This is a genomic window from Spirochaetae bacterium HGW-Spirochaetae-1, assembly GCA_002839375.1.
In the GTDB taxonomy this organism is placed as follows: domain Bacteria; phylum Spirochaetota; class UBA4802; order UBA4802; family UBA5550; genus PGXY01.
This window is the reverse complement of the sequence record PGXY01000011.1, coordinates 286,181-298,958: the sequence shown is the minus strand read 5'-3', so window position 1 is coordinate 298,958 and position 12,778 is coordinate 286,181. Positions and strand designations below refer to the sequence as shown.

Annotated in this window: 8 protein-coding genes and 1 tRNA gene; 2 read left to right on the top strand and 7 right to left on the bottom strand. The window is 52.2% G+C overall.

Annotation, left to right across the window (positions count from 1 at the left end; genetic code table 11):
* Window positions 1–21: 21 nt before the first annotated feature.
* The 7 genes from CVV44_22035 to CVV44_22005 form a co-directional block, all read right to left on the bottom strand.
* Window positions 22–666, bottom strand: a complete 645-nt coding sequence (locus CVV44_22035) for an adenylate kinase (protein PKL35485.1) — start codon at window positions 664–666, stop codon at window positions 22–24.
* A gap of 271 nt (window positions 667–937) precedes the next feature.
* Window positions 938–1,022: transfer RNA gene (locus CVV44_22030), tRNA-Leu, on the bottom strand.
* 105 nt (window positions 1,023–1,127) lie between these two features.
* On the bottom strand, window positions 1,128–3,524 hold the full coding sequence (gene lon, locus CVV44_22025) for an endopeptidase La (GenBank protein PKL35484.1): 2,397 nt from the start codon (window positions 3,522–3,524) through the stop codon (window positions 1,128–1,130).
* A 39-nt stretch (window positions 3,525–3,563) separates the two neighbouring features.
* The gene (locus CVV44_22020) at window positions 3,564–4,535 is read right to left on the bottom strand and encodes a hypothetical protein (protein ID PKL35483.1); all 972 of its coding nucleotides are present in this window, start codon (window positions 4,533–4,535) and stop codon (window positions 3,564–3,566) included.
* 2 nt (window positions 4,536–4,537) lie between these two features.
* Window positions 4,538–6,691, bottom strand: a complete 2,154-nt coding sequence (locus CVV44_22015) for a hypothetical protein (protein PKL35482.1) — start codon at window positions 6,689–6,691, stop codon at window positions 4,538–4,540.
* Window positions 6,692–6,696: 5 nt separating this feature from the next.
* On the bottom strand, window positions 6,697–7,377 hold the full coding sequence (locus tag CVV44_22010) for an ABC transporter (protein PKL35582.1): 681 nt from the start codon (window positions 7,375–7,377) through the stop codon (window positions 6,697–6,699).
* A 22-nt stretch (window positions 7,378–7,399) separates the two neighbouring features.
* Window positions 7,400–8,329: an ABC transporter gene (locus tag CVV44_22005; protein ID PKL35481.1), complete on the bottom strand. Its 930-nt coding sequence runs from the start codon at window positions 8,327–8,329 to the stop codon at window positions 7,400–7,402.
* Window positions 8,330–8,655: 326 nt separating this feature from the next.
* Between CVV44_22005 and CVV44_22000 the strand changes: the two genes are divergently transcribed.
* Together CVV44_22000 and CVV44_21995 are read left to right on the top strand one after the other, a co-directional pair.
* A complete protein-coding gene (locus CVV44_22000; GenBank protein PKL35480.1) occupies window positions 8,656–11,073 on the top strand; it encodes a hypothetical protein in 2,418 nt (805 codons plus the stop codon).
* A gap of 211 nt (window positions 11,074–11,284) precedes the next feature.
* Window positions 11,285–12,655, top strand: a complete 1,371-nt coding sequence (locus CVV44_21995; protein PKL35479.1) for a hypothetical protein — start codon at window positions 11,285–11,287, stop codon at window positions 12,653–12,655.
* Window positions 12,656–12,778: the final 123 nt, after the last annotated feature.

Genomic DNA, 12,778 nt, shown 5'->3' with positions numbered 1-12,778 from the left:
GATATTCGGTCATCCTTCCTTTTATTTCATTTTTTTTACGATTTCATCGTAGACTGTTTTACTTTCCGTTGAGTCCGCGGAGATAAAATAATCTTCATTCTTGTAAAAACCGATAAGCGGTGCTGTTTTTTCATCGTAGGTTTTCAGCCTGTGTTTGATGGCGGTTTCGGTTTCATCATCCCTCTGGATGGTGGGACTGCCGCATTTATCACACACTCCCTCTACCTTCGTAGGATTGGATATGACATTGTAAATGGCCTGGCACGATGAATTGGAGCATGTTCTCCGGCTGGTGAGCCTCTTGAGAAGCTCGGCCTCGGGAACCTCGAGATTGACGACAAGGTCAAGTTTAATGGAAAGCTTTAACAGGAGTTTGTTCAGATCCTCAGCCTGAGGAATTGTCCGTGGAAACCCGTCAAGAATGAATCCCTTTTTACAGTCGCTTTCCTGAAGACGCTCTTCCATAATACCCATGATAACGGAATCGGGAACAAGGTCTCCTCTTGTCATGTACTCCTGTGCCTTTTTCCCAATAGGTGTACCGGCCTTAACGGCGCCCCTGAGAATATCGCCCGTTGAAATCTGGACGAGACCGAATTTTTCCACCAATAATTTTGAAACCGTGCCCTTTCCGGACCCGGGAGCTCCCAACAATATAAGATTCATACATACCCCCTGTTTGTTAAAATAATTATGGGCACCTTTAAAAATTAGGTTTTCCACCCCCTCGTTATTTCTCTCCCTAATAGGGGGAGTTAGTGGGGGTTAAAACCTTCTTTTACAAATGTTTGTGCCCACAAGGGAACATCCATATAATGATTTTTAGAGGTTCCCTTATTAAATGCTGAATTGAAAAGCAGCAGGAACAGCATCAACAACGTTCACAAAATAAAAACAAAGAAGGTGACAAAATCTTTTGCCACCTTCTTTTCCGCTGTGCCCAGAGCGGGATTTGAACCCGCACAGGAAATCTCCCACATGGCCCTCAACCATGCGTGTCTACCAAATTCCACCACCTGGGCGGCGCATGAAAATCACATAAAATCAGATACTGAATATGTCAATAATAAAAAACATAAAAATAACGGTATCGGCGGTTTCCCGAAAAACAGGGAACCGCCGATCAATCAGTAAACTATTTTGAGCACCTCGTCAAAATAATTTACAAAATGCGCGGTCAAACCCTTTTTAATATAACCGGGCAGCTCTTCAAAATCCTTCTTGTTTTCATAGGGGAAAATGATATTTTTCACTTTTGCTTTCTTCGCCGCAATAGTCTTTTCCTTTACGCCGCCGATGGGAAGGACCTTCCCGGTAATGGTGAGCTCTCCCGTCATGGCGATAAACTTTTTAATCGGCTTGTTTTTCGCCAGGGAGTAGAGGGCCGTGGCCATGGTAATACCCGCCGAAGGACCGTCCTTGGGGGTGGCCCCGGCCGGCACATGCAGGTGGACAAGGTTGGTATTGAAAAATTCCTTATCGATATCGTAGTTATCCACACGTGAACTGATATAGGTATAGGCAATTTCCGTTGATTCCTTCATGACATTACCAAGCTGGCCCGTCTGCTTGAACCCCCGCGCCCTGGCCGGAATGGCCGTGGCCTCGATATATAGGGTAGCGCCGCCCAGGCTCGTCCATGCCAGTCCCATGACCACGCCGGGAATCTTCTTGTCATACAGCGATTCATCGGTAAAGCGGGGCTTGCCGAGAAATTCCTCCAGATTCTTTTCGGTCACGATGATGGACTTTGTATCTCCCTCGGCAAAGCGGCGGGCCGCCTTTCTCATGATTTTTTTGATATGATTCTCCAGGCTCCGCACACCCGCTTCACGGGCATAGCCATCAATCACTCCGCGGATGGCCCTGGTATCCACCTTGATCATGCCCTTTTTCAGGCCGTGTTCATGGATCTGCTTGGGAACCAGGTACCTGCGTGCTATTTCCACCTTCTCCTCCTGGATATAACCCGAGAGGTTCATCACCTCCATACGGTCCAGGAGAGGCCGTGGAATGGTATCAAGCTGATTGGCCGTGGCAATAAAAAGTACGTTGGACAGGTCGAAACGAACATCTATATAGTGATCAAGAAAATTCGCGTTCTGCTCCGGGTCCAGCACCTCCAGCAGCGCCGAGGCCGGGTCTCCCTGGAAGCTGACGCCGATCTTGTCGATTTCATCGAGCATGATGACGGGATTGGACACCTCCACGGTCTTGAGACTCTGGATGATCTTGCCCGGCATGGCCCCGATATAGGTCCTGCGGTGTCCCTTTATCTCGGCCTCGTCGCGCATGCCGCCCAGGGAAAACCGGTAGAACTTGCGGCCCAGGGCCTCGGCCACGGACTTGCCGATAGAGGTCTTTCCCACACCGGGAGGGCCGACAAAGCAGATAATGGACCCGGAGATATTACCCTTCATTTTACCGGTACTTATGAATTCCAGAATTCTTTCTTTTATATCATCGAGACCGTAGTGGTCCCGATCCAGTATCTTCTTTGCCTTTTGAATATCATAATTGTCATGGGAGAACACGCCCCAGGGCAGGGTGGTGAGCCAGTCCAGGTAGTTGCGGCTGACGCCATACTCGGCCGAATGGGGTTCCAGGAGCCTCAGCTTGTTCAGCTCCTCATCTATTTTTTTCATGGCCTCGTCGGAGATGACCAGGTCCTTCAGCCGGTCCTCTATCTTTTCTATCTCCGAGGTCTTCTCGTCCTTTTCCAGGCCCAGTTCCTTCTTGATCTCCTTTAGCTGCTCCCGCAAAAAGAACTCCTTCTGCTGATTGGACATCTTATCTTCTATCTGTTTGGAAATCTTCTTCTGAAGTTTGCTGAGCTCGATCTCCTTTTTCAGGAGAAAAATGACCTTTTCCACGCGCTTGCGTATATCAAAGGTCTCAAGGACATCCTGGATATCCTTTGCATCGGCCGAGGTCATGGAGGATACAAAATCAGCCAGCTTCCCCGGATCCTCGGCGGTAAAACGGTTCAGAAAGAGTTTGAACTCCTCCTGGAAAAGCGAGTTGGACTTTATCAGGTCCCGGACGGAACTGATAATGGCCATGGAATAGGCCTTCATCTCGTCGGTGCTTTTATATTCCTGCTCATAATGATGATGAACCTTCCACTGGATCACGGGCTCCTCCTGGAGCACTTCCATGAGAGAAAACCGGTTCAGGGCGTTGACCATAACCTGGATAGTCTTGTCATCGATGGGAGTAACCTTCAGGATTTTGACGGCCACACCCACGGTGTACATATCCTTGGAAAGGACATGCCCTTCGTGGGCATTTTCGATGAGGACAACGCCGCCCATTTTATGATCCGTCTCCAGTATGACGCTGGCGCTGTTGATCATCTCTTCACCGGAGAGGACCAGGGGAATCATCATGCCGGGAAAAATAGGTCTCTGTGAAAGTGGAATGATGGTAAGTATCTCGGGTACCATCTCCGTGGCGAGAATTATGTTTGGATCATTGGAATCCGACCCATTTGATCCGTTCGGTATATCATTGCCATTGCTCATTTCTGTATCCCGTTTCGTTAAATGTAGTTACACCCGTTCTTACCTGCTATTATCAGAGTAATCCTTCAGATTTTCAATAAAATATTTTTTAATTTTCCATTCATCGAGATAAAACACGTAAGGGCTCTCTGAAGATGTGGCCAGATACCTGTTATCCTCTTTTTTATCAAAAACAGTGAGAATAACATCCTTTTTATAAACCTTGATGGTCACTATTACAGCAGGCCTTTGCAGTGATTTCCCGTCCACGGCGGCAAATCCCGACGCCTTGAGGGGATTAAAGGTGCCAAGAAGACCGTCGATCCTGGCGGAGTTGAGCGCCACCTGTTCATAACCGGCACAGGTCCATTTTTCCTTTTTCACCGGTTCCGCGGGAGCCCCCTCTATCTTCGATTTCGCGTTTTCCGCTTCAGAAGTTTTTTCCGGCGCGATCACCTCTTTTTTGAAGGTAAAAGTCCTTCCTTTGTAATTGACGGCAAAACCCGTTACAGCTTCCTTTTCAACCTGAAACACGGTCTTGTCCCTGAAATCATCAACGGTACCACCCGTCTCACCGGTAAAAACGCCTGAAACCTGGTAGACATCGCCGCCTTTATTGATGCGTATATAGGTATGCTTTCCCGTAGTCCCTGTTTTTCCTATCATGAGATCACGGACAACACGGTCTCCCTGTTTGACCGTGATGGATACGGCCTTCTCAGGAGTAAGGTCATAATTCTGGAAAAATCCCTTACGGGAAATCAGGTCCGTGATCTCCAGATCGCGGAGCCTGTTTTCCAGCCCCTCGATGCGCTGCGGGTCCGCGGAAAATTTCTCATCATTCAGCAGCCATGCGCCCTTTTCATTCACGAGTTTGATGGCGCTGCCGGGCCTGTTTATGGTGATCTCCGTTGCTTCGCCTTCCCAGTCGGGAAGATCGGGGATGTTCCGGGAACCCGTTCCCCGGGAAAACCAGATGTATCCCAGAAGAATTACTATTATGCCAAGACTGAATGCCAGCTTTCTGTTCATCGTCAAACCTCTTTAGAAAATTCGTTCAGCAGTGCCTTTTTCCGGGCCCGGCGACGGCGCCATACCAGCAGGCCGCCCAGGATCACGAGAAGGGGCACACCGGCTATATTCACGGTCTTCAGGGCCGTGCGCGTGGCGTCACCGGTTTTATCCAGGGGATTGAAGTCCAGGTCCTTGCTCTGCATCTCCGGAATGTAGTCGTTCCCCGCGAGATAGTCCACCATGCCGTGGATGAGGAGGTCATTGGAAAAGACCTCATCGCGTCGGCCCCGGGACAGCACCTTGCGGGAATCCATCATGAAACCGGAACGGGATATCTCCGAGGTGCCCACGACAACAATCTCGGTCTTTCCCGATTTGATCGTGGCATCGAGCCTGGCCGTTGCCGTAAGAGGCCCCATGGTTTTTTTATCCTTCGTTGAAACCGGAATTTCCCTGTTTTTAAAATAGCTGCCGAAGGAGCCCGAAAGGAGAGCGGCTACGGGGTAGCTCTTCATATCCCCCGAACGGTTCGCTTCCATAAGATAAGGATTGAAATCGATGCGGCCCGTCATGAGCCAGCTATCATCGGATGTCGACACCAGGCAGGTGAGGGACAGGCCTTCATCCTTCAGTTTTTTCTCATCATAGGAAAGCGACGAAGCTTTGAAGAAAACGGCACTGTTGAGATATCGCGTGATAACACTGTCCCTGCTGAGACCGTCCTTCAGTATCACCGGCATGGCTGGATATTCCTTTATCATCTGACCCATGTTGATGCGGGCGCTGTTGGCGTCCAGGACGATGTCCCTGTTCACGGTGATGCCGTAATGGGCCAGCATATCCTCCAGGCCCGTGGTCACGGGAAGCACGATGGGCTGCTGCTGCTGGAAAAAGTTCTGCTGCTGCGGCATCTGCATTTCGAAAAATGAGTCGATAAAAAACAGTGCGTCGTTCCCCTTCATGAGAAACTGGTCGATGCGGTACAACGCCATGTCAGAGAACTTTTCCCTTGGCCCGTTGACTATGATCACACCAATTCCCGAGGGAATATCCTCTCCGTCGATATCGAGGGGAACAATCTCGTATTTATCGGACAGAAGCTGTTTCAGTATGACTGCCCCTTCCCTGCTCCGTTCATCGTTGATATCGGCCGTTCCCTGTCCGGAAATATAGCCGACCCTGGTGCTGTTGCTGAGAATGACCCCCACGGCGCTGTTGATCCTGTCTTCGAGATTGTCAGCGCCGGCAATGACATAATTGCCGAAAAGTGAGGGAGCCACATCAAGGTCAAGGCGCTGAAAACGGTTCTCCGTACTAAGGACCAGTCCCAGCACACCGTCGCCGGCCGGAATGGGCCTTCCCAGGGTGTCGCGCATGGCCTTCCATTGGAGCCTGGTAAGCCCGTAGGTTGCCGTAAGTGACGCGCCGGAATTGTCCTTTGAGGGATCGACTATTTCCAGGCGTATCTTATCATAATTGCGGAGATTGCTTTTCTGCACCGCGTCCTTTACCTGATCCTGCAGTTTGCCTATCCCGTCGATAGGAAGGTGGACAAGCCGCGAATCCAGGTACAGGCGCAGCGTCATGGGTTTCTCCAGGGCCAGGAGGCCGTCAATCTTAACGGCCATCTTTTCCATGCCCGAGGTTATCTTGTATTCCAGCCCCTGCGTTTCCGTCACCGATTCAAGCTTTTCCACCAGGTCGGCGTGCTGAAGCACCAGGGCCATGTAGGTCCGGCGCAGCTTCACCTGGTCATCGACGAACTCCTGGCTCTGCACGGGCTGAATGCCGTAATCCGAGGCCTGTTTCTCCAGGTCCTTATCATCGACGATTTCATAGCTGAAGTGCCGGTTTCCGTAATAGTCATACTCATCCAGAAGGTCCTTCAGGTAGCGCAGCACGGCCGAGTGCTGGGCCGGCAGGTCCTTGGAAAAGAAAACCTTTATCTTCATATCTTCCTTGAGGTTTGATACAACCTCTTCGCTCTTCTCCGAAAGTGAATAGGTATTGTTCCGGGTGAGATCGCACCGCATGTTGAAGGTGACGGCTGCGATATTGACGAGAACGATAATTATTATATTGAGAGCCAGCTGGAAGTTTTTATCATCAGCCTTCCCGGCTCCCGTGAAATAATTTTTAACTTTATCGATGTATTCCGGTATATTTATTTTCATGACGCTTATCTCCTTTCGTCGACAATTTTAACCGTTACAAGAATGGCGATGGCCATTATTGAAAGGAAATATATGATATCCCGGGTGTCGATGAGCCCCTTGGCAATGTTCTGAAAATGGAAGTCCGATCCCAGGTATTCCAAAAAACCCAGCTTCGAGGGCAGGAACAGGGTCACCTTGTCCACGAGCCAGAGCGAAAAATTCAGGGCCCAGGCCAGGAAAAAGGCGATTATCTGGTTCTTGCTCAGTGACGACGATAAAACGCCGATTGCGGTATAGGCACCGGCCAGAAGAAGGGCCCCAAGATATCCGCCGATAACAGGACCGAAGTCGGGGGATCCCACTATCATGAGGGTCACCAGGTAGACCAGCGTGGGAGCCAGCATGATGGCCGAAAAGGCAGTACCGGCCAGGAACTTGCCCAGGACCGTGTCCAGGGAGGTCACCGGCATGGTCATGAGAAGCTCTATGGTTCCGCTCTGTTTTTCCTCGGAGAAAAGCCGCATGGTCACGGCGGGAATGACAAAGGAGAGCATGAGGGGAAGGAGCTGGAAGAGGTTCCTCATCTCGGCCTGGTTGAAATAAAAGAAATCCTTGAAAAAGAAAAAACCCGTGAAAACAAGAAAAATTGTGATAACGATATAGGCAATGGGACTTACGAAGTAAGCCTTCAGTTCCCTGTTCATGATGATGCGCGCCGCTTTCAGTTTATTCATCGCTTCCTCCTATGGTCAACTCCCTGAATATATGCTCGAGACTGCGCTGTTCCTGCTTCATTTCATAGAGGGTCCAGTCCCTTGATTTAATGGCGTCATAGATGTGGGGACGGGCGTCGTGGCTTCCTTCCACGGTAACCGATGCCGCCGTGAGTTCGCCGTCTCCCAGGTTCGTCACCTTCTCCACGCCGGGCAGCGATGCCAGGGAGCCCGAAAGCGCTTCGAAGTCGGCACCCTTGACCTTCACGGTCACGGTTTTGCTGCCCTTTGCCGCCTGCAGGTTTTCGGTCCGGTCATCGGCCACGATGCTTCCCTGGTTGATGATGATGACCCTGTCGCAGGTTGCTTCCACCTCGGAGAGGATGTGAGTTGAGAGTATGACCGTTTTTTTCTTCCCGATCTCCTTGATAAGTTTGCGTATCTCGATGATCTGGTTCGGGTCCAGTCCCGAGGTGGGCTCGTCGAGCACGAGTATCTTGGGATCATGGATCATGGCCTGGGCAAGTCCCACGCGCTGCCGGTAGCCCTTGGAGAGTTCGTTGATATTTTTGTGCATCACCTCTCCTATGCCGCAGAGCTCGCCTATCTCGCGGATTCTACCGCTATCCTGCACATTGCGCAGTTGTGCAACATACTGAAGGTAATCGTAGACGATCATGTCCCCGTACAGGGGCGCCGATTCGGGCAGATAGCCTATTATCTCCTTTATTTTCAGGGGCTCTTCATCAATCCGGTAATTATCCACGACGATGTTGCCGCCCGAGGGTTTCAGGAAGCAGGTGAGCATCCGGAGCGTGGTAGTCTTCCCCGCACCGTTGGGTCCCAGAAGACCTGTAATTTCTCCGTCCCGGATGGTGAAGGAGATATTGTTAACCGCTTTGAAATCACCGTAATACCTGGTTAATTCATTGGCACTGATCATAGGTGTCCACTCCATATTTTTTATGCGTCCAGCGTCCCTTGACGGTCCGCTGAGGTCATTTCATGCAATTTGAATAAAAGTTAAAACCGCCGGAAAAACGGCAAACGAGGTAGATACAATTACACCATTCTGAATCCTTCAGATGATTTTGGTTACAAATTTTGCCGTATCTTTTTTATAAAAGCGGCGATACGCATCAAAGATGATAGGTTTTTAATATCGATGATAAAAATAGCAAGCAAATTATGGGTAAGCGGCTATTTAATCGGCCCTGCTCAGGGAAAAAAATCTTGACTCCCCATGATGCCGGCGCATAGCAGTATTATATGGAAAACCGACTTTCTAAACGAGTCCTCGATGTACTGGAATGGCCCCTCATCGTGGAGGAAATCGCTTCACGGTGCGCCACAACAACGGGAAGGGCCCTGACAGGCACCCTGTCACCCCTGGAACATGAACCGGCCCGGCGCCAGATGAGAAAGATATCGGACCTGAAGGAACTGGCCATTCTGGGCAGGTTTCCCGACTTCTCGGGAATCGTCGAAATAGGGCCCCTGGTGGTTCGGGCCGAAAAGCAGGCCGTTCTCAGGCTCGATGAGCTTATGGATATCAGGAAATTCGCCGGAGCATCACACCGGATAAAACATTTCCTCCAGGAACACCGCGAGGCTTTCCCTGCCCTGGACGAGGAATACACGGCCCTCCAGGACCTGGCCCCCCTGGCAAAAATCCTTGAAGCCTCCATTACCGATGACGCTGAACTGAGCCCGGAGCAGTATCCCGTACTGAAGAGAATCAGAAGGGATATCCGGATAACCCGTGATGACATCGAAAAAACCCTGAACAAAGTGCTCCACTCCCCCTCGGCGGAACATGTCATCCAGGAAAAGATCATCACCTCCGTGGGACAGCGCTACGTTATACTCATAAAATCAAACATGAAGGGCAAGATGGGAGGCACCGTGCAGGACGTTTCATCGAGCGGCGCCACGCTCTACCTGGAGCCCGACGCGGTGCGGCCCCTCAATGACCGCATTATCATGCTGGAACGGGAACTGGAATACGAGATACTGGCCATCCTGACAGACCTGTCGCACCACGTGGGAAGCCGGGCAACGGAGCTGTACCGGAACATCGAGGTCCTGGCCTACATCGACTTCATCAACGCCGCCTCGCGCTTCAGCACGGCTATACGGGGAGCGGCGCCGGTCATTCCCGACGAACCGGTCATCGAGCTCTTCGGCGCACGCCATCCCCTGCTCTACCTGATGCAGCCCGACACAACCGTGGCCAACGATATCTCCATCGGCGGAGCCTTTACCTGCCTCATCATCTCCGGGGCCAATACGGGCGGCAAAACCGTCATCCTGAAGACCACGGGGATAGCCGTGCTCCTGGTCATGATGGGGCTCCATGTCCCGGCATCGGCCGATTCACGCATCGGCATCTTCGCCGACATCATGGCCGATATCGGCGACGACCAGAACCTGCAGCAGTCCCTTTCCACCTATTCGGGACAGATCACCATCATAAATGAAATGATCCGCAGGGGCGGCCCCGGCACCCTGGTCCTCATCGACGAAATAATTGTAGGAACCAATCCCCGCCAGGGCGCGGCCCTGGCGCAGGCCATCCTGGAGGAGATGGTGAAAAACGGCAGCAGGATCATCGTCACCACCCATTACACGGAGCTCAAGGAGCTGGCCTCGTCGGACAGCGCTTTCCGGAACGCCTCGGTCTCCTTCGACCTGGAGACCCTGCGGCCCACGTACCGGCTCATTATGGGTCTTCCGGGCATCAGCTATGCCATCGAGATTGCCCGCAATTACGGCCTGGCCGAAAGCATCCTGGAGCGCTCGAAGTCCCTCATCGACGACAGGGACATCTCCATGGAAGCTCTCCTCGAGGAAACGCAGCGGTACCGCGGCGAGATGGAGGAGGAGCGGATGAACCTGGACCGGCTCCGCGATGAAGCCCTCCGGGAAAAGGGAAAAATCGCCGCGCGCGAACAGGAACTGAGGGAGCTTACCCGGGACGTGAAAAAGGCGCAGGGACTGGAATTCCTCGAGGAACTGAAGAAATACCGGCGGCTCATCGCTGAAAAAATAACAGGGCTCCAGGGCGCCGGCATAAAGGAAGCCGGCGAGCTTCAGCAGGAGATCATCGCGCTCCAGGACGGAATAAGCAGCCGGCTGCAGAAGGAAATCCGCGAAACGGCCGCCGCGGAATACGAACCGGCAAGCCCGGACACGCTTTCACCGGGCGACCGGGTCTTCATTGCCTCCCTGGAAAAGGAGGCCGTGGTGGAAAGCGTCGACGCTGCGGGAGAAAGCGCCGTGGTACTCCTGGGCAATGCCATCCGTTCACGGTTCCGGCTCACGGACCTGTACCGCTCCGGAACGGCAACAGGCGCCTCCAAAAGCAGGGAGACCCGGGCCGAGCAGAAAAAGCGGCGCAATGAAATGGAATCGCAGAGCATTCCCTTCACCATGCAGACGCAGTACAACACCATCGATCTCCGGGGCAAAAGGGCCGACGAGGCCCTGGCAGTCATGAACAGTGAACTGGACCGCATGGACCGGAACAATATGGGCACGGTGATCATCATCCACGGCCACGGTACGGGTGCGCTTAAGCATGCCGTGCGGGAGCATCTGAAATATTCAATTTACGTGAGCGATTTCCGGTCCGGCGACAACGGCGAGGGCGGCGACGGCGTTACCGTGGCGCAGCTCAGGCAGTAATTTCCAATTTGCGGCATTCATCCCAACACTAGGGCCGGTACCTTCCCGGAGGACCGTCCAAAAAGATACCCCGTCAACCAGTCCCATTCCTTAGAAAAATACTTCACTGCTAAAATTTAAATTGCACCTGAAACCTCCCCATGCTACTATTATACCAGCCAACGGCCCTGATGGTCTTCCCATCCCGGCAATATAATTAAGGAGAATAATAATGAACGTGAAATCCTTCTTTCTGCAAAAATACGATAACGTTCCCTATGTTGTCCGACAAAAAGCCGCCGCACTCATGTATGTAGCGCTCACCTTCGCAGCCCTGTTTCTGCTCCTTGCCATGGCAACCATCATGTTCGAGCTCGGAACAAGCGCTCTTTCATCGGCTGTCGGCTACGGTGCGGCAATCCTGGTGTATATACTAGTCCTTGCAATACTGAAATCGGGACGATACCGCTTCGCCGCGCATTTTATGATCATAGCCATGACCCTGATTATACTCATTTTTATATCGTCCCAGCCCGGTAATTTCGGCAATTTCGTGGGCATACTGCATTTTTCCTATTTTGTCCTGGCCCTGGCAGCCCTTTTCGCTACAAGAACGGTGCTCTCTATCTCAACGGGCCTCTTTATATCAGGCTGGCTTCTGTATTACATTCAAACCTCAGGCCAGTACGCAGAATCAGTGGCAAAATACAGCCGAAACGCCATTACCTATCCGCTCATCATGTTTACTCTTATCTACCTTGTTTCCATGGCCATCATAACCATATCGAATAACGCATTGAAAAAAGCCGAAGAGGAAGCGGACAAAAACAGGGAACAGAAGGATATTCTCACGGGGATACTGAAATCGGCGCAGCAGCTCGCCATGGAGCTCACCAATTCCTCCGGCGAACTCATGAACACGGCAGGCAGCCTGAGTGAAGGAACCAACAGCCAGGCCGCCAATGTGGAAGAGATAACCTCATCAATGGAAGAGATTGGTGCAGCCGTGGCGACCAACGCCGAAAATGCCCGCGAGACCGACCGCATAGCACAGAAAACCGCCGAGCGAACCGACGAGGGCGGCGTGGCTGTAAAGGAGACCCTGACGGCCATGCGGCAAATCACGGAAAAAATCCGCCTTATTGAGGACATCGCCTACCAAACGAACCTTCTGGCCCTGAATGCCGCCATCGAGGCGGCCCGTGCCGGGGAACACGGCAAGGGTTTCGCCGTCGTGGCCAGCGAGGTCCGAAAACTCGCCGAGAAAAGCCAGAACGCCTCACAGGAAATCAATGAGCTGGCATCAACGAGCGTATCCGTGGCGGACCGGGCCGGGAGCATCCTCTCGGAGATAGTGCCGGATGCGAAAAAAACAGCACAGCTGGTGCAGGAAATCTTCAGCGCCTCGCAGGAACAGAACACGGGAATACAGCAGGTGAACAACGGCATGGTCCAACTCAGCGAAATAACCCAGCAGAACGCCGCGGTATCCCAGGAACTGTCGGCCACGGCGCAGATGCTCATGAAGCACGCACAACAGCTTTCCGAAATGGTGAGCGCTATTAAGCTCGACGACGAGGCCGGTCTGCCGGTAAAGATCTGACGAGACAACCCCCGGATACGGGCATGCATGGTGAATGCGGTAAAACAATCTGCATTCCTGTATGCCAGTATCTTCGCGGTGTAATTTCCCGAATAGTATGCATCCATTTTGTGCACAGCCCTC

Bases quoted from the DNA above. Each gene is read 5' to 3' on its own strand.
- lon (PKL35484.1), bottom strand. From the start codon at position 3,524: ATGAGCAATGGCAATGATATACCGAACGGATCAAATGGGTCGGATTCC.
- CVV44_21995 (PKL35479.1), top strand. From the start codon at position 11,285: ATGAACGTGAAATCCTTCTTTCTGCAAAAATACGATAACGTTCCCTAT.
- CVV44_22005 (PKL35481.1), bottom strand. From the start codon at position 8,329: ATGATCAGTGCCAATGAATTAACCAGGTATTACGGTGATTTCAAAGCG.
- CVV44_22000 (PKL35480.1), top strand. From the start codon at position 8,656: ATGGAAAACCGACTTTCTAAACGAGTCCTCGATGTACTGGAATGGCCC.
- CVV44_22035 (PKL35485.1), bottom strand. From the start codon at position 666: ATGAATCTTATATTGTTGGGAGCTCCCGGGTCCGGAAAGGGCACGGTT.
- CVV44_22020 (PKL35483.1), bottom strand. From the start codon at position 4,535: ATGAACAGAAAGCTGGCATTCAGTCTTGGCATAATAGTAATTCTTCTG.
- CVV44_22010 (PKL35582.1), bottom strand. From the start codon at position 7,377: ATGAACAGGGAACTGAAGGCTTACTTCGTAAGTCCCATTGCCTATATC.
- CVV44_22015 (PKL35482.1), bottom strand. From the start codon at position 6,691: ATGAAAATAAATATACCGGAATACATCGATAAAGTTAAAAATTATTTC.